At 62.4% G+C, this 22,959-nt stretch carries 23 protein-coding genes; 6 read left to right on the top strand and 17 right to left on the bottom strand.

Features of this window, described 5'->3' with window-relative positions; genetic code table 11:
• Positions 1 to 61: 61 nt before the first annotated feature.
• The 9 genes from ACI3KW_RS09975 to ACI3KW_RS09935 all read right to left on the bottom strand — a co-directional run bounded on the left by ACI3KW_RS09975 (position 62) and on the right by ACI3KW_RS09935 (position 8,461).
• Positions 62 to 1,426: an aminotransferase class I/II-fold pyridoxal phosphate-dependent enzyme gene (locus tag ACI3KW_RS09975; RefSeq protein WP_404847936.1), complete on the bottom strand. Its 1,365-nt coding sequence runs from the start codon at positions 1,424 to 1,426 to the stop codon at positions 62 to 64.
• Positions 1,427 to 1,708: 282 nt separating this feature from the next.
• Positions 1,709 to 2,848: a succinylglutamate desuccinylase/aspartoacylase family protein gene (locus tag ACI3KW_RS09970; protein ID WP_404847935.1), complete on the bottom strand. Its 1,140-nt coding sequence runs from the start codon at positions 2,846 to 2,848 to the stop codon at positions 1,709 to 1,711.
• 4 nt (positions 2,849 to 2,852) lie between these two features.
• The gene (locus tag ACI3KW_RS09965) at positions 2,853 to 3,587 is read right to left on the bottom strand and encodes an ABC transporter permease (protein WP_404847934.1); all 735 of its coding nucleotides are present in this window, start codon (positions 3,585 to 3,587) and stop codon (positions 2,853 to 2,855) included.
• Positions 3,587 to 4,396, bottom strand: a complete 810-nt coding sequence (locus tag ACI3KW_RS09960; protein ID WP_113121438.1) for an ABC transporter permease subunit — start codon at positions 4,394 to 4,396, stop codon at positions 3,587 to 3,589. Before ACI3KW_RS09960 ends, ACI3KW_RS09965 begins: the two co-directional genes overlap by 1 nt.
• 186 nt (positions 4,397 to 4,582) lie before the next feature.
• Complete coding sequence (locus ACI3KW_RS09955; RefSeq protein ID WP_404847933.1) at positions 4,583 to 5,335, bottom strand: transporter substrate-binding domain-containing protein; 753 nt, start codon at positions 5,333 to 5,335, stop codon at positions 4,583 to 4,585.
• Between the two features lie 43 nt (positions 5,336 to 5,378).
• Positions 5,379 to 6,176, bottom strand: a complete 798-nt coding sequence (locus ACI3KW_RS09950; RefSeq protein WP_404847932.1) for an ABC transporter ATP-binding protein — start codon at positions 6,174 to 6,176, stop codon at positions 5,379 to 5,381.
• Between the two features lie 141 nt (positions 6,177 to 6,317).
• Positions 6,318 to 7,286 carry a sensor histidine kinase gene (locus ACI3KW_RS09945; protein ID WP_404847931.1) on the bottom strand — a complete coding sequence of 323 codons (969 nt, stop codon included), beginning with the start codon at positions 7,284 to 7,286 and terminating at the stop codon, positions 6,318 to 6,320.
• 89 nt (positions 7,287 to 7,375) lie between these two features.
• Positions 7,376 to 7,540 (bottom strand): DUF1328 domain-containing protein, encoded by a 165-nt coding sequence (locus ACI3KW_RS09940; protein ID WP_035102914.1) that lies wholly within the window; start codon positions 7,538 to 7,540, stop codon positions 7,376 to 7,378.
• Between the two features lie 126 nt (positions 7,541 to 7,666).
• Positions 7,667 to 8,461: a response regulator gene (locus ACI3KW_RS09935; protein WP_113121442.1), complete on the bottom strand. Its 795-nt coding sequence runs from the start codon at positions 8,459 to 8,461 to the stop codon at positions 7,667 to 7,669.
• 146 nt (positions 8,462 to 8,607) lie between these two features.
• Between ACI3KW_RS09935 and ACI3KW_RS09930 the strand changes: the two genes are divergently transcribed.
• Together ACI3KW_RS09930 and ACI3KW_RS09925 are read left to right on the top strand one after the other, a co-directional pair.
• Positions 8,608 to 8,829 (top strand): NepR family anti-sigma factor, encoded by a 222-nt coding sequence (locus tag ACI3KW_RS09930; protein ID WP_262166156.1) that lies wholly within the window; start codon positions 8,608 to 8,610, stop codon positions 8,827 to 8,829.
• A gap of 4 nt (positions 8,830 to 8,833) precedes the next feature.
• Positions 8,834 to 9,388, top strand: a complete 555-nt coding sequence (locus ACI3KW_RS09925) for an RNA polymerase sigma factor (protein WP_113121443.1) — start codon at positions 8,834 to 8,836, stop codon at positions 9,386 to 9,388.
• Here the strand turns inward: ACI3KW_RS09925 and ACI3KW_RS09920 are convergent.
• Positions 9,385 to 9,753 (bottom strand): hypothetical protein, encoded by a 369-nt coding sequence (locus ACI3KW_RS09920; RefSeq protein ID WP_404847930.1) that lies wholly within the window; start codon positions 9,751 to 9,753, stop codon positions 9,385 to 9,387. The genes ACI3KW_RS09925 and ACI3KW_RS09920 overlap by 4 nt on opposite strands.
• Before the next feature lie 201 nt (positions 9,754 to 9,954).
• On the opposite strand from ACI3KW_RS09920, the gene ACI3KW_RS09915 reads away from it, so the two are divergent.
• From ACI3KW_RS09915 to ACI3KW_RS09900, 4 genes are all read left to right on the top strand, one after another.
• Positions 9,955 to 10,647 (top strand): Crp/Fnr family transcriptional regulator, encoded by a 693-nt coding sequence (locus tag ACI3KW_RS09915; RefSeq protein WP_404847929.1) that lies wholly within the window; start codon positions 9,955 to 9,957, stop codon positions 10,645 to 10,647.
• Positions 10,648 to 10,753: 106 nt separating this feature from the next.
• Positions 10,754 to 12,151, top strand: coding sequence for a sensor histidine kinase (locus tag ACI3KW_RS09910; protein WP_404847928.1), 1,398 nt, complete (start codon positions 10,754 to 10,756; stop codon positions 12,149 to 12,151).
• Between the two features lie 25 nt (positions 12,152 to 12,176).
• Positions 12,177 to 13,094 (top strand): diacylglycerol/lipid kinase family protein, encoded by a 918-nt coding sequence (locus ACI3KW_RS09905; RefSeq protein WP_404847927.1) that lies wholly within the window; start codon positions 12,177 to 12,179, stop codon positions 13,092 to 13,094.
• Between the two features lie 191 nt (positions 13,095 to 13,285).
• Complete coding sequence (locus ACI3KW_RS09900) at positions 13,286 to 14,788, top strand: sensor histidine kinase (RefSeq protein WP_404847926.1); 1,503 nt, start codon at positions 13,286 to 13,288, stop codon at positions 14,786 to 14,788.
• Positions 14,789 to 14,794: 6 nt separating this feature from the next.
• Here the strand turns inward: ACI3KW_RS09900 and ACI3KW_RS09895 are convergent, their stop codons facing one another.
• The 7 genes from ACI3KW_RS09895 to ACI3KW_RS09865 form a co-directional block, all read right to left on the bottom strand.
• Positions 14,795 to 15,229, bottom strand: coding sequence for a hypothetical protein (locus ACI3KW_RS09895; protein WP_262166169.1), 435 nt, complete (start codon positions 15,227 to 15,229; stop codon positions 14,795 to 14,797).
• A gap of 5 nt (positions 15,230 to 15,234) precedes the next feature.
• On the bottom strand, positions 15,235 to 15,600 hold the full coding sequence (locus ACI3KW_RS09890) for a YqjD family protein (RefSeq protein WP_162740187.1): 366 nt from the start codon (positions 15,598 to 15,600) through the stop codon (positions 15,235 to 15,237).
• A 203-nt stretch (positions 15,601 to 15,803) separates the two neighbouring features.
• Complete coding sequence (locus ACI3KW_RS09885; protein ID WP_113121451.1) at positions 15,804 to 15,962, bottom strand: DUF3309 family protein; 159 nt, start codon at positions 15,960 to 15,962, stop codon at positions 15,804 to 15,806.
• Between the two features lie 44 nt (positions 15,963 to 16,006).
• Positions 16,007 to 16,171, bottom strand: a complete 165-nt coding sequence (locus tag ACI3KW_RS09880; RefSeq protein ID WP_162740188.1) for a hypothetical protein — start codon at positions 16,169 to 16,171, stop codon at positions 16,007 to 16,009.
• A 104-nt stretch (positions 16,172 to 16,275) separates the two neighbouring features.
• Complete coding sequence (locus tag ACI3KW_RS09875; protein WP_404847925.1) at positions 16,276 to 17,154, bottom strand: transglutaminase N-terminal domain-containing protein; 879 nt, start codon at positions 17,152 to 17,154, stop codon at positions 16,276 to 16,278.
• A 4-nt stretch (positions 17,155 to 17,158) separates the two neighbouring features.
• Positions 17,159 to 19,570: a circularly permuted type 2 ATP-grasp protein gene (locus ACI3KW_RS09870; RefSeq protein WP_404847924.1), complete on the bottom strand. Its 2,412-nt coding sequence runs from the start codon at positions 19,568 to 19,570 to the stop codon at positions 17,159 to 17,161.
• Between the two features lie 4 nt (positions 19,571 to 19,574).
• Positions 19,575 to 22,925 (bottom strand): DUF2126 domain-containing protein, encoded by a 3,351-nt coding sequence (locus tag ACI3KW_RS09865; RefSeq protein ID WP_404847923.1) that lies wholly within the window; start codon positions 22,923 to 22,925, stop codon positions 19,575 to 19,577.
• Positions 22,926 to 22,959 lie beyond the last annotated feature (34 nt).

The raw sequence follows: 22,959 nt of genomic DNA, 5'->3' as shown, positions 1-22,959 counted from the left end.
CATCCTCTAAATCCCTCCCCACAAGGGGAGGGATATCGATCGGGGCTCGCGTTGGAACCGGTTATTCTGCGGGAATGCTGCTGGCTTCTTCCATCCGCTCGCTGATGCGATGCGGAGCTTCGTGGCCGAGCCGGTATTCCATGTCCGCGTCATGCATGGCCTGGGCGAGGATTTCCACCACCTGGTCGATATCCTCGTGGGTATGGGCGGCCATGACCTGGAAGCGGAAGCGGGCGCCGCCCTGCGGCACGGCGGGGTATTCGACGAGGTTGGCAATGCCGCCCATGGCCATCAGATGGCGCGAGGCAAAACGGCCCACGCTTTCCAGACCCAGGCTGACCGGAACAATAGGCGAAGGATTGCCCAGCACTTCGAGGCCGGCAGCCGTCATTTCCTGGCGCAGATAGAGGATATTGTCCATCAGCTTGCGGCGCAGGGCGCGGCCTTCGCCGGAGGTCACGATATTGAGCGCGGCCAGGATGGTGGCCGCCTGCACTGGCGAGAGGGCGTTGGAGAAGGTGTGGGTGGCGCTGTAATATTTGAGATATTCGGCGGTCGCCTTGTCGCGAACGGCAATGAAGCCACCATTGGAGCCGAAGGTCTTGGAGAAGCTGCCGATGATGATGTCGGCGGCGTCGAGCATGTTCTGCAGGCCCAGATGGCCCAGCCCGTCTTCGCCCATCGAGCCCATGTCATGGGCGCAATCGACCAGCAGGGTGGCGTCGTATTTGTCGCAGAGCGCGCGCATGGCGCCCAGATCCGGCGTGTCGGAGTGCATGGAGAACAGGCTCTCCGTCACCACCATGATGCCGTTTTTGGTGTCGGTGGCGCGGATGCGGGACAGCTTGCGCTCCAGCGCCTGCAGATTGAGGTGGCCGTGATGGTGCACGTTCTGCGTCGCGGCCTTGGCGCCTTCCTGCAGGCACGAATGGGCCAGGATATCCATGACCACATGGTCATTGGCGCGCACAAAGCCCTGTACCGAGCCATAGCCGGCGGCCCAACCGGTGGGATAGAGCACGATTTCGCGGCCGCCGATGAAATCGGACAGAGCGCGCTCCAGGCGGAGCGAATTGGTGGTGTTCCCCAACAGCGCCGCGGAGCCGGCGCTATGGACGCCATATTCGCCGATGGCCTCGATGGCCGCCTGCTTCACGGCCGGATGGGAGGAGAGGCTGAGATAATCCTGGCTGGCGAAGTTGATGCCCGAAAATTTCTGCCCGATATCGCTGCGGGCTTCGCAGCGGGCCTTGGGGGCAGTGGAGGTCGAGCGGGCATAAGGCCACAATTCATGCTGGCGGCGCAGATTCTGCCACTCGTAAAAACCGGCTACGCGGCTGATGAGGCCGGGTCCGGCGGGGGCACGAAAATCTCGCAGGCTGCCCTTCAAAGCGGCCTCTGGCGCGGATTTATACTTACTCTCCATGACGCTCTCCTAATCTGACTTACAGGCCTTACTCTGGCGAAACTACGGAGGGCGCTTGAAAAACCTCCGCCACCACCTCTGGTCGAGTGCAGCGCAGCTTTTTAACAATTCTTTAACCTTTGTTTAAAATGCAATGTTTTGTTAACTTTGCATAGAGCCTGTCAGAGAGATTTTTAGTAAGGTTAACGCGCGTCAAAGCGCCCGCTCACTTGCGTTCTGCAAATGGCGGGGTCGGTTCTTCGCTATTTCGTGATCGGGCAGAAACCGTCTGTTTGGCGGGTGCTAGTCTTCGAGGAGATAGCCGCCGGCCCGGGTGGGCAGTATTTCGCCGCCGACAATCTTGGCGATTGCAGCGCCACGGGCGACATATTTGGCGCTGGCGCGCGACAGCACGAAACCCTCGGTGCCGGCCAGGATGGGGCGGCGGGCGAGGAAGGCCTGCGGGCCATCCATGGCGATCAGATCGGCGATAGGCTGGCCCTTGGCGACGCGGTCGCCCAGTGCGACGTGATAGGCGAGCAGGCCCGGCGCGTCGGTGCGCAGCACTTCGGTGGCTTCGAACGGTGTGGGCCGAGGCGCCGAGGGCGGGGCTTCGACATCGGCGGCGATGAGGCCACGGCTGGCGAAGAAGCCGAACAGGCCCTCGGCATCGACCTTGCCCAGCGCGTCGAAACTGTCGGCGCGGCCGCGATATTCGAGCGTTGCGGTTTCAGCGCCATTGGGGATGGGGTGGCCGGGATTGGCGAGGCGCGCCTTGCGATAGAGCGAGGGTAGCACTTCGTCGAACGAGCCGCCGCCGCTGTCTTCGGCGGTGAGAGTGGCGGCGACGCCCATCCAATCGGCCAGATCCTGCAGGCCCGGCATCAGTTCGGGCGAGGTGAAGATATGCATCAGGCTATCGTCGTCGCAATGCAGGTCGAGCACGATATCGGCGTCATGGGCGGATTTGAGCACGAAGAGGCGCAATTGCTGAGCGGCCGAGCCCGCTGTCTGCGATGCGATCCAGGCGCCGACGGCTGCGCGGATGGTGGCGATATTGGCCTTGGGATCAGTGCCGAGCTTGCCCGCGATGGCGTCGGCAACCAGCGGATAGAGGTCGGGCCAGCGGCGGTTGTAATTCACGCCGGTTTCGATGTCGTAGCGGCCGATATGGTGGCGCAGCGAGCGATTGGCGAGGCCCAGCGGATTGACCGAGGGGAAAATGACGAAGCGCGCCTTGAGCTGGCCCGCCGCGTCGGCTTCGGCCAGCATGGGCAGCAGATGATGCAGCGCCATGGTGCCGGGTTGCTCGTCAGCGTGGAGGGCGGCCTGCAGATGCACCTTGGTTTCAGCAGTTTGCGGGCCTGCCGTGTACCAATAAAGCTTGGTGGAGGTGCCGGGGGCGTCGCCGGCAAAGACCGTCTCGTGCAGTTGCAAAGTCATGGGCTCAGCGGATCCATTTTGGCTGGAAGCGCATGCGCGGCGGTGCCGGCATGTGTCGCATCAACCTCTGGTAGACCAGCCCGAACAGGAAGAAAACCACTAGCGAGACGGCAAGGAAATAGAGGGCGGCGACTGAAAAATGCAGGAACGCATTATAGTCGCGCTCGAACAATTCCTTGGCGGTGATCATCAGGTCCTTTTGCAGGCCGATGACCGGCAGGGCAAAATAGACGATGGCCGTGGCGTGGAACAGGAAAACCACTTCATTGGTATAGGCGGGCCAGGCGAGCCGGATGAGATTGGGCCAGATTACCTGGCGGAATTGCTGGGCGCGGGACATGCCATAGGCGCGGGCGGCCTCGACCTCGCCGCGGGGCACGGCGCGCAAGGCGCCATGGAAGATTTCGGCAGTATAGGCGGCGGTGTTCAGCGTCAGCACCAGCGGGCCGATAAACAGCGGATGCAGCACAAACCAGGACACGCCCCAGGGCTTCCACAGGCTGACATTGAACGAGAGCGCCAGCGAATAGAACATGAAGAACTGGATGAACAGCGGGGAGCCGCGAAAGGCATAGACAAAGGCGCGGCTGGGGCGCGACAGCCATGGATTGGATGATGCCTTGCCCAGCGCCAGTCCGATGGCCAGAACGAAGCCGATGGGGATCGATGCAGCGGCAAAGTAGATGTTGAACAACACGGCGGGGGCGAAGAGGGCCAGTTCCTGGATGAAGCGTTCCATCACTGCGCCTCGCTCAAGATGCCGCGCCCGGCGCGGCGCATGATGGCATTGAAGGCTTTTTCGGAGATCAGGGTCACCAGGATATAGAAGACGAAAAGCACGAGATAATAGCGCCAGCGCCAATCCTCATGCACCAGCCCCACCGTGGGCAGAAAGTTGGGCGCGCCGAGCCGGTCGGCCCACAGCACGATATCGGCGATCTGCAGCAGCGAAAGCAGGGACGTCGCCTTGACGATCAGCATCCACACATTGGACAGGCCCGGCAGGGCATAGACCCACATCTGCCTGATATGGACCCGCCACAACACCTGGGCGGCCGACATGCCATAGGCGCGGGCAGCCTCGAGCTGACCATGCGGCACCGAACGCAGCGCGCCGTGAATGACATTGGTGGCGAAGGCGCCATAGACCAGGCCCAGCGAGACGGAGGCCAGGATGAGATATTCGGGCGTGCCGAGAAACCAGTTGGCTTCCTTGCAGGGTGGCCAGGCGGCGGTCTGGGCGGCAATAGCCTCGGGCGAACAGACCTGGGTGGCGACGACCCATTCGACGGCCTGCTCGAAGGCGAGCGGGAAGAACAGGAAGAACAGCACGTCGGGCACGCCGCGGACGATGGAGGAATAAATGGTGCCGATCAGCCGCAACGGAAAGAAGCGCGAATTCTTGAGCGTGGCCCCGATCAGCCCGAAGACCACGGCGAGCGTGCCGCCGGCGAGCGCAGCGAAAATGGTGAACTGGAAGCTCGCATACCAGGTGAGATGCTTGCCATTGGTCAGGTAGGAGAACCAGTAGGCGATGTCGTCGGTCATGCGCGGTATGCACCAGCTTGCCTTCTCCCCGTGTGGGAGAAGGTGCCCCGAAGGGGCGGATGAGGGGGCTGCGGTCGTTCAGCAATCGGCATATGCGGAGATAATCCCCTCATCCGTCTCGACCTTCGGTCGATCCACCCTCTCCCACAAGGGAGAGGGAAGACCGTGCTTGTAGGCTAGCCCGGCTTACTCGGCGAAATAAGGCCCGCGGCCTTCGAACCACTTGGCGATCAGGGTGTCGAGGGTACCGTCGGCCTTGAGGGCGGTGATGGCGGTGTCGAACTTGCCCTTGAGTTCGGCTTCGTCCTTGCGCACACCGGCGCCCACGCCGTCGCCAATCAGGATGTCCTCGCCAACGAATTCGAGCGTACCGCCCGAGGCGGTGACGACGGGTTCCAGATAGGCGGCGTCAGCCAGAATGGTGTCGAGATTGCCGGCGGCAAGGTCGGCCATGGCCTGGTCGGCCGTGCCGAAGGACACGACGGTATTGTTGCCGGCCAGGTTTTCCTGGGCATAGGCGGCCTGGATGGTGCCGCCCTGCACGCCGACGCGCTTGCCCTCAAGGGCGGACGGATCGATGGCTTCGCCAGCGGTGGCGACGAATTTGGACGGATCGGGCGGGAAATAGTTCTGGGTGAAATCGATGGTTTCCAGCCGCTCGTCGGTGATCGACATGCCGGCCATGATCACATCGTAGTTGCCTGCGAGCAGGTTGGGGATGATGGAATCCCAGTCATTGATGATGAATTCGCAGGTAAGGGCGGCCTTTTCGCAAATGGCATTGCCCAGCTCGATTTCAAAGCCGGCCGGCTTGCCGGCATCATCGAGGAAGTTCCACGGGGCATAGGCGCCCTCGGTGGCGATGCGGACGGTTTCCTGGGCCTGGCTCGCCGAGGCCAGCGACAGGATTGCCGCAGCGGCAAGGATAATCTTCTTCATCTTCACGTCTCTCCGTTGAATGTTGTTATGGCGCCGCAATGGCTCAGGTGTGGCTGGCGGCATTGAGGAATTGTCTGAGGCGGGCCGATTTGGTGGCGCCGAATACCTGGTCGGGCGTGCCCTCCTCTTCGATCAGCCCCTGGTGCAGAAAGATCACCCGGTCGGACACCGAGCGGGCAAATTCCATGTCATGGGTCACCAGCACCATGGTGCGGCCCTCATCAGCCAGAAGCTTGATGACACGCAGCACCTCCACCTCCAGCTCGGGATCGAGCGCAGAAGTGGGTTCGTCAAACAGCATGACGCGGGGATTGATGCACAGCGCCCGGGCAATGGCGGCGCGCTGCTGCTGGCCGCCTGAAAGCTGGCTGGGGTAATTCGATGCCTTGGCGCCGATCCCCACCTTGTCCAGCATGGCCAGCGCTTCGGCTTCGACCTCGGCGCGGGCGCGGCGCTGCACGATCAGGGGCGCCTCCATGACGTTTTCGAGGATCGTCATATGGGCCCAGAGATTGAACGACTGGAACACCATGCCCAGTTCGGAGCGGATGCGGCGGATCTGGTCTTCATTGCCGATATGGCGGCGCTTGCCGCTGCCGCGCAGCTCGATTTCCTCGCCATCGATGGCGACACTGCCCTGGTCGGGCACTTCGAGCATATTGATGCAGCGCAGGAGCGTGGATTTACCGGAGCCGGACGAGCCGATCAGCGAGACGACTTCGCCTTCGCGGGCGGTGAAGGATATGCCCTTGAGAACTTCAAGGTCGCCGAAAGACTTGTGCAGGTCGTGAATGGCCACGACCGGCCACTTCTCAGCCCCTGCGGGCTTCGATTGTGCCATGCTCACCTGTTACCCGCTTGGGCGGGTTTCCTGACTGGTGACTGCCTTATTATGAGGCGGGCAGTCTTGACCGCCTGCAACAAAAGCAGAAGTGCGGCAGATGGCAAGCGAAATGCGCAAGGACGCACAATTGTGCTGGGATCAGACGGCGAATTGATCGGTGGGAACGCTGAGACGGTAGGAGACGTGGTCGGCATCGACGGTGAAGAGCGCCTCCCCGCCCACCGATAGCGGCACGACATGTTCGAGCACCATGGTGCCGAAGCGAGCCGGCTCGCGGCCCTTGGCATGCTCGATGCCGGTTTCCTGCCATTCGATGACCAATTGGCGGTCGTCGGCCGACAGCTTGGCATCGATCCAGATATGGCCCGCCCCGATATGGGCGAGGGCGCCGTGCAGGGCAGCATTGGCGGCAAGCTCGTGAATGGCCAGGCCAATGTGCAGCGCAGCATTGGGGCCGAGTACGGGGTTTTCCCCGGTCATGCGGGTCTTGCCCAAGGCCAGGGGGCCGATACGGGCGAGTTGGGACGTGACCAGCGATTGCAGATGTGTGCCGCGCCAATTGCTTTCGGTGACCAGGTCCTGCGTGCTGGACAGGGCATGCAGCCGTCCGCGGAAACGGTCGAGAAATTGCTGGATGCTGGTGCTGTGCCGGGCGGTCTGCATGGCGACTGACTGCACGATGGCCAGGAGGTTCTTGGAGCGATGGCTGACTTCGCGCAGCAATTCGTTGACCGCAGCTTCCCGACCGCGTTCTTCGGTGACGTCGGTCACGATGGTGGTAACGCCATCGGCGTCGGGCAATAACTGTGCTTGAAACTGCTTGCGGTGGATCGGATCGGACAGTTCGAACCCGACACGTTGGGATTGGCCGGAGCTGAGGCAGGCATCGAAGGCGGTGATGATCTGGCGGGCGAGCGGGAGGGCCAGAAAGTCGGCCTCCCGGTATCCAACTACATCGCGGCCGGTCCACTCTTCGGGCAGGTTCTCGGCGAGGTCGTAGGTATGATCGCGGCGCTGGTGCAGCACACTGATGCCGCGACCGTTCAACCCGGCCGAAAGCGCGCGCACCCACATTTGCAGCTGACGCTCGGTTGATGCCGAAGACATAGGGATGGTCCTTGCATTGTCAGCGGGATACAAAAGGCGGCTGCGCCGGAGCGGAGCCGCCTTTGGGTTCAGCGTATCGGTCGTCATGGCTAGACCCGGCGGATCAAGCCGATGACGAGCGAGATGACGAGGAAGGCCAGGAAGAGGAAGAACAGAATCTGGGCGATACCGGCCGACGCGCCAGCAATGCCGCCAAAGCCGAGAACGCCGGCAATCAGGGCGATGACGAAGAAGACAAGGGCATAGTAGAGCATGAGAACTCTCCTCTGATTAGCTTGTCAAAACAACGTGCAGGCCGGTGAAGCGGTTCCGATGGCGCAAATAAAAAGGCCGGGAAAACCCGGCCTTTAGCAGATATTGCCATGACGAAACGCCGTGCCTCACGCCGCGGCGCGGGAGCCTTCGTCAAAGAACAGTGCCTGGCTGATCAGGGCCTTGACCATGTCCGGATTGAAGGGCTTGGTGACGAGGAATGTCGGCTCCGGGCGTTCCCCGGTCAGCAGGCGTTCGGGGAAGGCGGTGATGAAAATCACCGGCACCGAATGGGTGTTGAGAATGTCGTTGACCGCATCGATCCCCGAGCTGCCATCGGCCAATTGAATATCGGCCAGGATCATGCGCGGATGGGTCTGGTTGAACAGGTTGACCGCTTCCTTATGGGTGCGGGCGACGCTGACCACCTTGTGGCCCAGGCTCTCCACCAATTGCTCAATATCCATGGCAATCAGCGGTTCATCCTCGATGATCATGATTTCGGTCGCGACCTGGCGGGAAATGTCGACCGAGGCCTCGTCGAGCAGATCGGCGAACTTGCTGTCGCTGACGCCGAGGATTTCGGCGGCCTGGGCATGGGTAAAGCCTTCCACGGCCACCAGCAGGAAGGCCTGGCGCGGCTTGGGGCCGAGATTGGCGAGGTTGCGCGCCGCGCGTTTTTCCCAGGCAAAGCTGGAGGCCGGCTCGGGCACGGGAATAGCTGAGGACGAGAAGAGGGCGGAGAACAGCTTATAGAGTGCGATACGATCGCTGGACGCTTCGGGAAACAGAGAAATGTCGGCGATGAGAGCTTCGAGAGTTGCCGCTACATAGGCGTCTCCGGACGTCTGCGATCCGGTTACGGCGCGGGAAAACCGCCGTAGATACGGCAAATGCGGAGCAATCCGCGTGGACAAAGTCATATAAGAACTCCCAATGACGCTTAGATCGTGGACCCACGAAACCCTTAAACGGGTGGAGAATGCAAAAGTTCCGCCAGTGTGGAACTTTTTGAGCGGTTGCACATTTAGCTCGCCAAAGGGCCAACTTGGACGGCAAAGACATAGGCATGATAAAGGACAAACTGGTGACCCAGCAACGTATGCGAACGCAGACGGGGCGGGCAGATGATGGGCTGGGTCCAAATTCGGACATCGGCGCGCGTTTGCGTGCACTCTATGGGGCCGTGCAGGACGAAGGCGTTCCCGACCAACTTCTCGATTTGTTGGAAAAGCTCGATAGCGCCGAACAGGCGCAAAAGGCCAAGACCGCCTCTCGTGACGGGGAGTAACGGCATGACCGCCGAACCGACCTCGTTCAAGCGCGAGATGCTTGCCACATTGCCCAGCCTGCGCGCCTTTGCCGTCTCCCTGACCGGCAAGCACGACAAGGCGGACGATCTGGTGCAGGACACCGTCATGAAGGCCTGGGCGAAGCAGTCCAGCTTCGAGATGGGAACCAATATCAAGGCGTGGCTTTTCACCATCCTGCGCAACGAATTCTATAGCCAGATGCGCAAGCGTGGCCGCGAAGTGCAGGATAGCGATGGCGCCTTCACCGAACGGCTTTCCGTACATCCGTCGCAATATGGCTCGATGGACATGCAGGACTTCAAAAAGGCCCTGGCCCAATTGCCCGACGATCAGCGCGAAGCGGTGATCCTGATCGGGGCCTCCGGATTTTCCTATGAGGAAGCCGCCGAGATTTGCGATTGCGCCATCGGCACGATGAAGAGCCGCGTCAGCCGTGCCCGCACGCGTCTGCAGGATATTCTCAAGATATCCGGCGAAGCCGATTACGGTCCCGATGCCGTCTCGGCACAGGTGACCACGCACAACCACTCGTTCTAAGCCGATTGGGTGAGCGCCAGCGTGATGGCGCTCACCAGGTCAGCCTCGGGAAATGGCTTGACCAGGATGGGCGCTCCGGGCGCATCCGCCAGGCCGGCATGCAGTGCGTGATCTGCAGTGGTGATGATCAGGCGGATGCCGGCGGCGGTGAGACCACGCAGCAATTCGATACTGTCGGGTTGATCGGCACGGAATTCGACAATAGCCAGCTGATAGTCCGGCCAGCGCTCGCGCAGCGACAAGGCCTCAGCCACGCTACGGGCGCAGACGCATTGGCCGACATTGCGGTCTTCCAGCACGCGCTGAATATCGAGTGCGATGAGAAATTCTTCCTCGACAATGAGGACCGTCTGTCCGGTGAGCATTGGCCTGTCCGTAACGCTAAAGCCACCACATGCGGCCAGGCGTTTTCACTGTCATTTAAATTTGACATGTCGCGGAACGGCCACTTGCTGGTATCGTTGTTTGTGGCAGCGTCGCTACCTTCCCCTTAATGGTGCCAATTGAGTCTTGTTCTTACCGGGTCCGCCCGCAGCGTGTCGTGTGAGCACTGCCCGCTGCATGCGATGCCGCAGTTCCGCGCGTTCACGCCTGAGGAACTCAAATTCATCGCATCGTTCAAAATCGGCGAACTGAATGCGGAAACCGGCTCGGTGGTGCTGCAGGAGGGTGCCCACAATGCCCATCTTTATACGCTGCTGTCGGGTTGGGCCTTTCGCTACAAGACCCTGGAAGATGGCCGGCGCCAGATCCTGAATTATATGCTGCCGGGAGATTTGCTGGGCCTGCAGGGCTCGGTGATCGGGGACATGGAGCATTCGGTCGAGGCGCTATCGCCAGTGGTGCTCTGCGTGTTCCGGCGCGACAAGCTGGACGAACTGTTCCGCAATCATCCGGGATTGGGCTTCGATATTGCCTGGCTCGCCTCGCGCGAGGAGCGCATGCTGGACGAGCACTTGCTGAGCATTGGCCGGCGCAGCGCATTGGAGCGCGCAGCCTATCTCCTGGCATTCCTGCATAAGCGGGCCGAAGCGGTGCAAGCCAGCAAGGGTGAGCCCATCGTGCTGCCGATCTCGCAATTGCATGTGGCCGACACGCTGGGCCTGTCGATCGTGCACACCAACAAGACCTTGCGCAAACTGGCCGATCGCGGGCTGATCCGCTGGCTGGACCGGACTTGTCGAGTGCTCGATGTGGCAGGGCTGATGGAGCTTGCCGGGTGGGAGGGACCCTCAGAACGCCGCCGGCCATTGATCTGATGGCTATGGCCGCAAAACCGCCATCGCCATGGTGCATGGCTCAGCTCACGATTCTTCCAGAGGGGCGCGGCCGTCCTGAGCTTTCCGCTGGACTGCCGGGATGATGATGGCCGAAGCACGCAATCAGGAACGCGACACCAAGCCGCCGCGCCGGGCGAGGCCCAGGCTTGCCGTGCTGGCATCACTGGCGCTGGTCGTGCTCGCAGCGGCAGCGGCGCTTATCATGACGGCGGGCATTGATCGGCAATTGGTCGATGTCACCCAGACCTATGAGGTGCGTAACCAGGCGCGCGAGCTGACGATTGCGCTGACCGAGGCGGAAAGCGGTCAGCGCGGTTTTATGCTGACGCAGGACCAGAAATATCTCGAGCCTTATCGGCGTGCGGTTGCCGGCATCGACACGCGGATCAAGACGCTGGTTGCCATTACGGCCGCGGACACAAGGCAGGCCGACCGGGTGGCAGCCATCTCGGACTCGATCTCCATCAAACTGGCCGAGATGGCGCGGACGGTTGATCTGATCCAATCGGGCCGTCCGGGTGAGGCGCAGACGCTGATCGAAAGCGGAATGGGCGCGCGACTGATGGACGAATTGCGCAGCGGACTCGAACAGTTCATCGGCGAGGAAAATGCCAAGCTGCTGGAGCGCAACAAGGGCATCGATCTGTCGCGCCGTGCTTTGGTCGTGGCCATCATCGTGGCGCTGGCGGGGGCTGCAATCCTTTCCTATTCGCTGTTGTCGCGCACCCAGCGCCAAGTCAGCGCGCTGGCCGAAAGCCGGACGCAATTGCTGACGCAGAACGAGGCGCTGGAAGCCCAGGTGCGGGAGCGCACCCAGGCCATCGAGGAAGCGCGCGAGCATGCCGAACATGAGCGCCAGCGTGTCGAAGCCCTGTTGCGCGATACCAATCATCGGGTCGGCAATTCGCTGGCGACCGTTTCGTCCTTGCTCGGACTGCAGCTCATGCGCACCGACTCGGATGAGGTGCGCGAGGCGCTGGAAGCCGCGCGGGCGCGGGTGCATGCGGTGGCCTCGGCTCATCGGCGGCTGCGGCTGGGGGACGATCTGGAAACTGTCAGCGCGGCGGAATTCCTGAGCGCGGTGCTGGACGATCTGCACGACACCGCCACCACGGCCAAGGCGGTGACGCTCAAGGGCGACTTTGCCCCGGTGGAGATTGGCGCACGTGACGCCACAACGATCGGCATCCTGGTGGGTGAATTGGTGACCAATGCGCTCAAGCACGCGTTTCCCGATGGCAGGCAGGGCCACATCGCGGTGAGCTTCAAGCGCGACGCGGCCAATGTGCCGACGCTGCGAGTGGCCGATGACGGGGTGGGCATGGCGGCCGAGCGAACGCCGGGAGAGGGTGGTCTCGGCTCGGTGATCGTCAAGCAATTGGCCAATCAGTTCGACGGCAAACCGCACTATGAACGGGGCCCCAATGGCGGCATTGTGGTGACGGTGCCGCTGCCCGGCGTCGAGAGGGCGGCCGCCAGCTAATGCCAGTCCCGCTCCGGAGATCGCCATGCGTATCGTAGCAATCCTCAACCGCGATGGCGGTACGCTGCGGACGATGGATCTGGAGGCTTTTGGCAAACAGGCGGTGGAGATTTTCAGCCGGAACGGTCATGCGCTCGAATGCCGGATTGTGGCTGGGCGCAATGTCGAAACCGAGCTGCGCCGTGTCGCGGACACCAGGGGCATCGATGTCATGCTCGCAGCCGGCGGCGACGGCACGATTTCGACGGCGGCGGGGATTGCCTTTGAAAGCGGAATGCCACTGGCGGTATTGCCGGCTGGTACAATGAACCTTTTCGCCCGGGCACTGCAATTGCCGCTGGATTTGACCGCGGCTATGGAAGCCGTTGCTGCCGGCGAGATTGGCGCGGTGGATATCGCCACGGCCAATGGCCGGGCTTTCGTGCATCAATTCGGCGTCGGCGTGCATGCCAGGCTGGTGCGCATTCGCGAGCGGATGACCTATCGCAGCCGCATCGGCAAGATGCTGGCGAGCCTGCGCGCGATTGCCGAGGCTGCGGTGCGGCCGCCTGAATTCGAGGCGGAAATTCATACGAGGAACGGGCGCGAGCGACTGCGAGTCTCGGGCATCGCGGTTTCCAACAATCTGTTGGGCGATGGGCATATTCCCCATGCCGACCGGCTGGATGCGGGCTTGCTGGGCGTCTATATGGCCGCGCCGATATCCACCTGGGCGCTGATCCGGCTGGCGGTGGATGTGCTGCTGGGCAAGTGGCGGACGAGCGACGCGGTCACCGAGCAGGAGGTCGAGCAGGTGACGCTGAGTTTTCCCCGGCGCAAGCACAATGCCCATGCGGTAATTGATGGCGAATTGATCAAGTTGGCGCCTTCGGTCACGCTCAAGGTGCATCCGGGCGCGCTCAAGGTATTGCTGCCCAGGCCCACGCAAGCGGGCGCCGGCTGATTTTTTTCCGGCTTGGGAACCATATTGCTTGACCCGAGTTTAACGGCATCGGGCCTAGCTTTGCCCCTGGTTTGACAGAAATCAAGTCGCAGTCAGGCTCGAGTCCGCAAGGCTTCCGGTTCTCCGTTTGCGTCTTGCTCTGGTTTGAATGCGCATTTGTCGCGGAAGCGTCAGGACGAAAAGTGACAGAAGTGAATTCCTCCCTTCCGGACGATGTCCGCAAGGTTCTGGATGATCCAGGCCGCCTGCAGGCGCTGGCAGCGCTGGAGGTTCTCGGTACAGATCCCGATGCCGATTTCGACCGCCTCACCCGGGTTGCGGCCCATATCTTTGGCGCCGAAATCGCGCTGGTGACGCTGATCGACAAGGAGCGGCAATGGTTCCGCGCCTGCCATGGCACTGACCTTACGGGCACATCGGCCAGCGACTCGTTTTGCGCGCATACGCTGGCCGGGCCCGAGGCCATGGTGGTGCTGGACGCCACGACCGATCCGCGTTTCATGCACAATCCATTGGTGGCGGGCGAAACTGGAATACGGTTTTACGCCGGAGCGCCGATCGTCGTTGCCGGGCAGCGCCTGGGCTCGCTTTGCGTTCTTGGCAGGACGGCGCGGAACGCGGTCGAACCGGCATTGCTCGATCAGCTTGTCGATCTGGCGGGTCTGGCCTCGACGCTCTTTGCCCTAAAGGACGAGGCTCGAGTGCGGGCGCGCACGGCGGCGGCACTGCTCCGCGAAGAATGGCGCCATGCGCTGACGCTGGAAGCGGGCAATGTGGGCAGCTGGATTTGGGATATCCGGACCGGGGAAGTGGTCTGCAACGACATGTTCCGGCGGATGTATCACCTGCCCGAAAGCGGCACGATCCAGTTCGAGCAGGTGCTCGATACGGTTCATGCCGGCGACCGCGCCGCCATTGAAGACAGCATCCAGGCCAGCCTCAATGATGGCGTCGATTTTGCCGCCGAAGTGCGGGTGGAGCCCACGATCCGGTGGCTGACCATGCGCGGGCGGGTCTATCAACGCGATGCCGAGGGCCGGGCGCTGGTCATGATGGGGGCCTCCACCGACATTACCGAGGCCAAGCAGAGCGCCGAGCATACGCGGCTCCTGCTGCGCGAGCTCAATCACCGGGTCAAGAACACGCTGGCCATGATCCAATCTGTCGCTCGCCAGACAATCCGGCAGAATCCCGATCCCAAGGCGTTCATCGAAGCGTTTTCCGGCCGTCTGCGCACGATTTCGGATGCGCATGTGCTGCTGGCCGACCGCGACTGGAGCGGGGTGCATCTTTATGAGGTGATTGCCTCCCAGTTGGGCCCAGATTTCCTGGAACATCCTGACCGCGCCACAGTCAACGGACCGGACATGATGCTGCCGGCCGACCATGCGGTTGGATTGGGATTGATCCTGCATGAATTGACCACCAATGCGCATCGCCATGGCGCCTGGTCCACCAATCGGGGCGTGGTCAATATCGATTGGGAAAAGCGGGAAGCGCCGGTACCGGGGCTGATGCTGCGCTGGCGTGAGAGCGAGGGGCCGGCCGTGGCCCCGCCGCGCGATTATGGCCTGGGGACCAAGTTGATCGAACGCAGCCTGGCCAAGGTGCTCGATAGCGATGTCAAGTTGCGCTTCGATCCCGGCGGGGTCGCCGCCGAGATCTGGATGCCGCTGCCGGTCGAACAGGTTTAAGGCGGATCAATCGTCGTTGTCGTCGGCGTTGCGGACCAGCAGGAATGCTGCCAGCGCCGCGGCAGGAAGGCCCAGCTTGCGGATGACAGGCGAGCGCAAGAGCACCGGCAATGCGGTCAATGCAGCGGTCGTGACGAAGGCGCCGGTTTCGCTGGAACGGCGGCGTTCGACGGTGCGGCGTTTCCGGTTGCTCTCCCCGATCTGTGCGCCGGCAAAGACGGCCAGCGCCAGTACGAGAAAAACGCCGCCCAGGACCAGCGCCGCATAGATCGGTCCGATCTGGGTGGCGAGAGCAAAAAAGCCCGCCGCCACGAGGAAGAAGCAGCCCAGCAACAGGAAGAGGCTGATCACCGCATAGACAATCGCGAGCTTCTTGGCCCGATCGGTAATCGCCTCGACCTCGATGCCGAGCAGGGCCGCGAGGGGGACCAGTAAATTCATGATGCCTAGCGCCGCGAGAGCAGAGCGAGAATGAAGCCGATGCCCACCGCGCTCGCCACCGCGGTCAGCGGCTTTTCGCGAATGGTGTCCTTCAGCTGCCGCTCAAGTTCCCCGGCCTGGTCCTGCACGTCCTCGATGACGTTCTGGCCCTGACGTTGCAGATGGCGGGCTTCGCTTTTGGCGACGTCCTTGACTTCATTGACCTTGTCGCTGCTGAGGCGGGCCAGGGTTGCGGCGATCCCCTTGAGGTCGTCCTGCAACTGGGCGATCTGGTCTTCCAGGTGCTTTTCCTTGGCTCGGCTGGACGCGGCACGCGGGGCCCCGTTGGATGTCTTGCCGCGGGTGGGTGCCATTTCAGGGGTATCAGCCATTAAACGCTCCATAAGTTGATGTCACTCAACGCCATAACGGGCGGTAGGTTCCGGGCCTGGAGCCAGGACAGAAAGACACCCCGGTACGCGTTGAGCGTATCGGGGTGACCAGGGGCGGGTGAAAGGGGGGCGACCTTCAACCCGCGGGGCGCATTCCACTAACGTGGACTCCAATACTGGTCGCGCCCTTTATCGGCTGTGCGTCAAATTCGTCCCATCAATACCAAAATGAGGATAACGACGAGGACGACGCCCAGAATACCGGATGGCCCATAGCCGAAGCCGCGCGAATAGCCCCAATTGGGCAATGCGCCGATCAACAGCAGAATAAGAATGATGATGAGAATTGTGCCTAAGGTCATAGGACGTATCCTTCTTTTGTTATTGTGACGCTAAGGTCGCCGGGTCAAAGCAATGCGAGAAGCAAGCCGGTGGCGACGAGCAGAATAAGAAATGCCGGCGTCAGTGCCTTGAGCACGTCGGCATAGTGGGTCCGGCCATCATAGCTTTCGGTCGACCAGGCCATATTGGCGCGGGCGTCTTCAAGTGCCCTGATTTCAGCATGTGTCATGTCGACCAATACCTTCAAAAAGCCGCGCTTTATTACGCTTGCTCTAAGAACGGCGAGGAAGGGATTTTAGTTCCGCATGCCTGTCGAAACAGGTTTGGCCGGCTCTATTCGACGCGGATCACATCCACCGATTGGGTGGTTTCGTGCGAACCATGGGTCTTGAGCACACCCACAATCGGGGAGATGTCGGCATAGTCGCGGCCATGGCCGATCGAGATGTGGTCGCCGCCCGCGATCATGGCATTGGTGGGGTCGAATTCGACCCAGCCCATGTGCTGGCCGCACCAGACGCGCACCCAGGCATGCATGGCGTCGCTGCCTTCGAGCCGCGCCTTGCCGGGCGGGGGATTGGTGCGCAGGAACCCCGAAACATAGCCGGCAGGAATGCCGGCGCCACGCAGGCCGGCGATCATCACATGGGCAAAATCCTGGCAGACGCCTTTGCGTAGCGCGAAGGCCTCAGCGGGCGTTGTCTGCACGTCCGTCGCCTTGGGGTCGTAGATGAAGTCGCGATGGATCGCCATGCAGAACTCATTGGCGGCGGCCAGCACGGAAGGGGCGTCGGCCATGACATTTCTGGCATAGGCGGTGATGGCCGGCACGAGCTGCACGCTGCCGGATTCGGCGAGGAAATGGTGTGGGCTATCGGGTTCGACCGACCAGAACCGGGTCACTTCCTGCCGCAGGCGCTCGACGGTCGGCGATAGATCCGCGGGGGGATGAATGTCCTCCACCTGCACACGGGCGGTCAGGCGGATATCGAGATGATCATGCGGGGTCAGATAGGTGATGGTGGTGACCGCATTGCCGAAGAAATCGGTGAAGGCGCTTTCGCGCTGCGGGCGTGGCTCGAAGGACAGGCTTGCCGCAATGACGCGCTGGGTGCCGGGCACGCTGATCGGGGCGACCCGGATGAGGTGGCGGCCGCCATGCACCGGGGCGTCGTAGTCGTAATGCAGGTCGAGGCGGACATCATAAAGCATGGCGCTACACGAAATAGGCTGCGGCCACGAGGCTGGAGAGCACGCCGATATCGGCGGCCAGCTTGTCGAGACGGTCAGGAGTCATGTCGGCGGGGTCGGCAATGCGCAATTCGGTGTGCAATTGCAAAGCGGCCCTGGCGGCGGGCGAGAGTTGGCCGTCATTAATGCCGCCGGGCAGCATTTCGATCTGCTTCTGCAATTCGGCCAATTGGAACAGCACCGAGCGCGGATTGAGCGGGTCTAGCGTCAGCAGATCAACCGCGCTCTGCGTGCCGGCGCTCACCGAATAGCGGCGGCGATGCGACATGACGCTATCGCCGATTTCGAGCAGCATTTCGAGCGAGCCGTCGGGCGCGTCCTTGTCGGTAAACCAGGCGGTGGCGCGGGCGATCTGCATGGCACGCTCAAGGCGGCGGCCCAGTTCGAGGAAACGCCAGCCGGCAAAGCGGTACATGTTTTCATGCACGAGGCCGGAAAAGCCCGCCAGCTTGCGCAGCAATACGGTCATGGCGCGCGTGGCGTCGTCGCCCAGCTCTACGCGGGTGGCAAAGCGCTGGGCGGTTTTTTGCAGATCGACCAGGGCCAGCCAGCCATCGGGGGAGAAGCGGTCGCGGATCTGGCCGGCGCTGTGGACGGCGCTATCGATGGAGGTCAGCAGGCCGAGCGGCATGGCGTCGGCGGCGTCGACATCGATGGTTTCAAGGAATGCCGCGCAATGGGTAAGGATCGGCAGGTCGGTTTTGGACAGCTCGGCCTGGCGGGCATTATAGGCGCGCAGGATGCGGACAGTGGCTTCGCAGCGCTCGGTATAGCGGCCCAGCCAGATCAGGTTATCGGCCGCGCGGCTAGGCAGGCTGCCGGGCGAGTTCCGAACCAGCTTCTGGCCGTCGCGCGGCAGCAGCGAGACCTGCTCCACCGGCTTGGACGACACCACCCAGACGTCAGCCGCCTGGCCGCCATGTTGCATGGCGATAGCCGAGGCGTCGCTGGTGGAGCCGACCCGGGCAAAGCCGCCGGGCATGATGGTCCAGCCATTTTCGGTGCGGGCCGCATAGACGCGCAGGGTGATGGGGCGCGGCTCCAGCTTGCCATCGACATAGACCGGGGCGGTGGACAGTTGCACCTGTTCCTGGCCGACATAATCGGCCCCATTGGTACGGATGCGTTCGAGCAGGGCCTCGCGCTGGTCGGCCGGCACGGCGGCGCCAAGCATGGTGCCGCGCTGGTCATCGAAGGGGAGCGTGGTGGCGAAGGCCGGGCCGATCAGCAGCTTGTCGAAATTGTCGAGCACATGCTTTTGCTCGCCCGGCTGGCCGCACCACCAAGTGGCGATTTCGGGCAGCAACAGATTGGTGCCGAGCAGCTTTTGCGCGAGGCGCGGCATGAAGGCGGCCAGGGCGCGGGTTTCGAGCAGGCCGGTGCCCAGCGCATTGATCATGGAGATCGAACCATGGCGCAGCGCCTCGACCATGCCGGGCGTGCCGATGCGGCTATCGTAGCGCAGCTCCAGCGGGTCGACGAAGGAGGCATCCATGCGCCGCCACAGCACGGTGACCGGCTTCAGGCCGGCAACGGTGCGCACCATGACGCGCTCGTCTTCGACCACCAGATCCTCGCCCTCGAGCAGCATGAGGCCGAGATAGCGGGCGATATAGGCGTGTTCGAAATAGGTTTCGTTGAGCTGGCCCGGCGTCAATATGCCGACGCGACCACCATCACGCTTGGCTTGGGCGAACAGCGTATCGCGGAAGGCGCGGAAGAAGCCGGCCAGCCGCTGGATGTTCATATCGGCATAGATATCCGAAAGCGCGCGGGTGGTGGCGACGCGGTTTTCCAGCGCAAAGCCGGCGCCAGAGGGGGCCTGCGTGCGATCGCCCAGCACCCACCAGGCGCCGTTGGGGCCTCGGCCCAATTCGAAGGCGCAGAAATGCAGATAATGCCCGCTTGCGGGTTTGACACCAACGAGAGGGCGCAGGAATTCGCCGTTGCGCGCCACGAGTTCTGGCGGCAGCAGGCCCTGTTGCACCAGGGTATTGTCGCCATAGACATCGGCGATGACGGTTTCGAGCAATTCGGCGCGCTGGACCAGGCCAGCGCTGATCGTGGCCCATTCGGTCTCGTCGATCAGCAGCGGAATCTTGGCCAGCGGCCAATCGCGCTGCTTGCCTTCGGCGCCGTCATATTTGCGATAGAACACGCCGGCATCGCGCAGATATTGATCGGCGCGCTCGAAACGGGCGGCAAGCTCGGTGGGGCCGAGCTTGTCGAATGCGGCCATCAATTCAGCCCAACCCGGACGGATGTTTCCAGCCGCGTCCACCATTTCGTCGGGCACGCCCGGTTGCAGCCGGTAATCAGCAACAATGCTGGGACCGGCAGGGGGCTTGCCTCGGGGCTTTTGATTCCGTGAGTTCATAACTTCACCAGAAGCGCGGAGGCCGGCGCAGGTCAAGCGTTAGCGGGAATTCGTCCGCAGGCTTTTCTGCGCGCAGATCATAGCCGCCCGGTGTGTAATTATGCGGCACGAAGCGGGCGAGGCGTCGCGCCTCGGCTTCATTGCCATTGACCGGGAAGGTTTCGTAATTGCGGCCGCCGGGATGAGCGACGTGATAGGTGCAGCCCCCGACCGGGCGGCCGGTCCAGGTATCGTAGATGTCGAACACCAGTGGCGTATTGACCGGCATGGCCGGATGCATGCCCGAGGCGGGCTGCCAGGCCTTGTAGCGCACCCCGGCAATGGCGGAGCCCGCCGTATCGGTCTTGCGCAGGGGAATGGGCCGCTGATTGCAGGTGACGGCGTAGCGCTCGGGATTGAGCCCATCGAGCTTGACCTGTAGCCGCTCGACCGAGCTATCGACAAAGCGCACGGTGCCGCCAATGGCGCCTTGCTCACCCATGACATGCCAGGGCTCAAGCGCCTGGCGCAGTTCCAAGCGGACGCCGTCATATTCAACCTCACCGCAGAAAGGGAACCGGAATTCGAGCTGGGCGGCGAACCAGGCCGGGTCGAGCTTGAAGCCGTGGGTGTCCAGATCGGCAAGGATATCGAGGAAGTCCTGCCAGACATAATGGGGCAGCATGAAGCGATCATGCAGGGTTGTGCCCCAGCGGGTGAAACTGCCCTCCAGCGGATCGGTCCAGAAGCGGGCAATGAGGGCACGGATCAGCACTTGCTGGGCGAGGCTCATGCGCGCATTGGGCGGCATTTCAAAGCCGCGGAATTCGACCAGACCCAGCCGGCCGGTGGGGCCATCGGGTGAATAGAGCTTGTCGATGCAGATTTCCGAGCGATGGGTATTGCCGGTGACATCAACCAGAAGGTTGCGGAACAGTCGATCGACCAGCCAGGGCAAAGGCGGCAAGGCGCCCGACGCGGGATGGGGCACCTGCGCCATGGCGATTTCGAGTTCGTAGAGGCTGTCGTGGCGGGCCTCGTCGAAGCGGGGCGCCTGGCTCGTGGGTCCGATGAAGAGGCCCGAGAACAGATAGCTCATCGCTGGGTGGCGCTGCCAATGCAGCACGAGCGACTTGAGCAGATCGGGCCGCCGCAGGAAGGGGCTGTCGTCGGGCACGGCCCCGCCCACGACCACATGATTGCCGCCGCCCGTGCCGGTATGGCGGCCATCGATCATGAATTTGTCGGCGCCCAGCCGCGACAGGCGGGCCTCTTCATAGATGGCCGTAGTGGTGGCGACGCAATCGTCCCAGTTCGACGCGGGGTGGATATTGACCTCGATGACGCCCGGATCGGGCGCCACGCGGATGACATTGAGGCGCGGATCGTGCGGCGGGGAATAGCCCTCGACATGCACGGGGAAGCCGATGGCTTTGGCTGATGCTTCGACGGCGGCGATCAGCTCGAGATAGTCCTCGAGTTTTTCGACCGGCGGCAGGAAGACGCAAAGGCGATGATCGCGGATTTCGGCGGTGACGGCGGTGCGCACCTCGCCCTCGATCTCGCTGATTTCCTGCTCGACCCGGTCCTGCTGTTCAGTTGCGGCCGTGAAGGACGAGGTGGTCTGGGCGCGTGGATCGGCTTCGATGCCGGAGGTTTTGCGCGACAGGATTTCCTGCGGATCGGGCAGGGGGCCGCGCGGCGCGCCGGGGTCCTGCGCGACGACATGGGGATATTCGGTCGGCTTGATATGCTTGAGCGAGCTCAGCGGCAGCCGGTACCCGGCCGGGCTGTCGCCGGGGGCGAGAAAGAGTTTGCCGCGCCGTGTCTTCCATTTTTCGGTGAGCCAGGGGCTCGATGCGGCGGCATTCCAGCGCTGCACCGGCAGGACATAGCCGGTGGGATTGGTGAGGCCCCGTTCGAACACTTTGGCGATGCGGGAACGCGCTTCTGGATCGGCTAGTTCGGAATTGGCCGGATCGACATTGGCGGGCAGATTGGCTTCTTTGAGCAGCCATTCGCCGGGGTCTTCATAGGCCTCGTCGATGGTTTCTCCGGTCAGCCCAAGATTGTTCGCGAAGGCAGCGAGGAATTTGCGGGCATCTTCATGGGTCGCTGCGGTCTTGACGCCTTCACGCGCCACCAGCGCTTCATCCTGCCAGACGGGTTTGCCATCGACGCGCCAATAAAGCGAGAAGGTCCAGCGCGGCAGAGTTTCGCCGGGATACCACTTGCCTTGGCCATAATGCAGCAGGCCGGTTGGCGCGAAGCGCTTGCGGAGTCGGCGGATCAGATCATCGGCGAGGGCGCGCTTAGTAGGGCCGACGGCACCGGTGTTCCATTCGTCCGCTTCAAAGTCGTCGATGGAAACGAAGGTGGGCTCGCCACCCATGGTGAGGCGCACGTCGTTTTCAGCAAGGACTTTATCGACCTGCTTGCCCAACGCATTGAGCTGGTCCCAGGACGCGTCGGAAAAGGGCTTGGTGATGCGCGGATGTTCGGCAACGCGGGTGACGCGCATGTCGAAGGCGAAATCGACTTCGGCATAGCTGGCAAAGCCCGAGATCGGCGCGGCATTGCGATAATGCGGGGTGGCAGCCAGCGGCACGTGGCTTTCGCCGGTCAGCAGACCCGAAGTGGGGTCGAGGCCGACCCAGCCGGCGCCGGGCAGATAGACTTCGCACCAGGCATGCAGATCGGTGAAATCATGGTCGGTGCCGGCGGGGCCATCGAGCGAGACCAGATCGGGCTTGAGCTGGATCAAATAGCCCGAGACGAAGCGGGCGGCAAAGCCGAGATTGCGCAGGGTCTGGACCAGTAGCCAGCTGGAATCCCGGCAAGAGCCTTTGGCATTGCCCAGGGTTTCCTCGGGCGTCCACACGCCGGTTTCCATGCGCACGATATAGGCAATGTGCTGCTGGATGGAGGCATTGATACCAGTGACGAAATTGACCGTATTCATCGGCGTCTTGTCGATGCCGTCTATAAAACGCTGCAGCAACGGGCCGACTGGCTCGGGCCGCATATAGATGGACAGGTCCTCGCTGACATCCTCGGGATATTGGAAGGGGAAGGTTTCCGCTGTTTCCTCGACGAAGAAATCGAAGGGATTATAGACCGTCATATCGGCGACGAGATCGACTTCGATCTTGAGCTCGGTGACCGGCTCGGGGAAGACGAAACGGGTCAGGAAATTGCCATAGGCATCCTGCTGCGCATTGACGAAATGCAGCGACGGAGACACCCGCAGGGAGTGGCTCAACACCTTGGTTCTGGAATGCGGCGCCGGTTGCAGCCTGATGATCTGGGGCTGGAGGAAGACCGGACGGTCATATTTGTAGTGAGTCAGATGGTAGACGGCGGCTTTGATCGACATGCGTTCCAGTCGCTCACTTCAGGCCACGAATTTT

It is taken from the genome of Devosia sp. ZW T5_3, from assembly GCF_044987315.1.
In the GTDB taxonomy this organism is placed as follows: Bacteria; Pseudomonadota; Alphaproteobacteria; order Rhizobiales; family Devosiaceae; genus Devosia.
Note: the sequence above shows the minus strand (reverse complement) of the source record. Positions and strands in the feature narration are given on the sequence as shown.

Bases quoted from the DNA above. Each gene is read 5' to 3' on its own strand.
- ACI3KW_RS09890 (WP_162740187.1), bottom strand. From the start codon at position 15,600: ATGGCTGATACCCCTGAAATGGCACCCACCCGCGGCAAGACATCCAAC.
- ACI3KW_RS09865 (WP_404847923.1), bottom strand. From the start codon at position 22,925: ATGTCGATCAAAGCCGCCGTCTACCATCTGACTCACTACAAATATGAC.
- ACI3KW_RS09870 (WP_404847924.1), bottom strand. From the start codon at position 19,570: ATGAACTCACGGAATCAAAAGCCCCGAGGCAAGCCCCCTGCCGGTCCC.
- ACI3KW_RS09965 (WP_404847934.1), bottom strand. From the start codon at position 3,587: ATGGAACGCTTCATCCAGGAACTGGCCCTCTTCGCCCCCGCCGTGTTG.
- ACI3KW_RS09920 (WP_404847930.1), bottom strand. From the start codon at position 9,753: ATGCTCACCGGACAGACGGTCCTCATTGTCGAGGAAGAATTTCTCATC.
- ACI3KW_RS09905 (WP_404847927.1), top strand. From the start codon at position 12,177: ATGCGTATCGTAGCAATCCTCAACCGCGATGGCGGTACGCTGCGGACG.
- ACI3KW_RS09885 (WP_113121451.1), bottom strand. From the start codon at position 15,962: ATGACCTTAGGCACAATTCTCATCATCATTCTTATTCTGCTGTTGATC.
- ACI3KW_RS09970 (WP_404847935.1), bottom strand. From the start codon at position 2,848: ATGACTTTGCAACTGCACGAGACGGTCTTTGCCGGCGACGCCCCCGGC.
- ACI3KW_RS09910 (WP_404847928.1), top strand. From the start codon at position 10,754: ATGGCCGAAGCACGCAATCAGGAACGCGACACCAAGCCGCCGCGCCGG.
- ACI3KW_RS09950 (WP_404847932.1), bottom strand. From the start codon at position 6,176: ATGGCACAATCGAAGCCCGCAGGGGCTGAGAAGTGGCCGGTCGTGGCC.
- ACI3KW_RS09880 (WP_162740188.1), bottom strand. From the start codon at position 16,171: ATGACACATGCTGAAATCAGGGCACTTGAAGACGCCCGCGCCAATATG.
- ACI3KW_RS09915 (WP_404847929.1), top strand. From the start codon at position 9,955: ATGCCGCAGTTCCGCGCGTTCACGCCTGAGGAACTCAAATTCATCGCA.
- ACI3KW_RS09960 (WP_113121438.1), bottom strand. From the start codon at position 4,396: ATGACCGACGACATCGCCTACTGGTTCTCCTACCTGACCAATGGCAAG.
- ACI3KW_RS09940 (WP_035102914.1), bottom strand. From the start codon at position 7,540: ATGCTCTACTATGCCCTTGTCTTCTTCGTCATCGCCCTGATTGCCGGC.
- ACI3KW_RS09895 (WP_262166169.1), bottom strand. From the start codon at position 15,229: ATGAATTTACTGGTCCCCCTCGCGGCCCTGCTCGGCATCGAGGTCGAG.
- ACI3KW_RS09875 (WP_404847925.1), bottom strand. From the start codon at position 17,154: ATGCTTTATGATGTCCGCCTCGACCTGCATTACGACTACGACGCCCCG.
- ACI3KW_RS09945 (WP_404847931.1), bottom strand. From the start codon at position 7,286: ATGTCTTCGGCATCAACCGAGCGTCAGCTGCAAATGTGGGTGCGCGCG.
- ACI3KW_RS09930 (WP_262166156.1), top strand. From the start codon at position 8,608: ATGATAAAGGACAAACTGGTGACCCAGCAACGTATGCGAACGCAGACG.
- ACI3KW_RS09955 (WP_404847933.1), bottom strand. From the start codon at position 5,335: ATGAAGAAGATTATCCTTGCCGCTGCGGCAATCCTGTCGCTGGCCTCG.
- ACI3KW_RS09975 (WP_404847936.1), bottom strand. From the start codon at position 1,426: ATGGAGAGTAAGTATAAATCCGCGCCAGAGGCCGCTTTGAAGGGCAGC.
- ACI3KW_RS09935 (WP_113121442.1), bottom strand. From the start codon at position 8,461: ATGACTTTGTCCACGCGGATTGCTCCGCATTTGCCGTATCTACGGCGG.
- ACI3KW_RS09925 (WP_113121443.1), top strand. From the start codon at position 8,834: ATGACCGCCGAACCGACCTCGTTCAAGCGCGAGATGCTTGCCACATTG.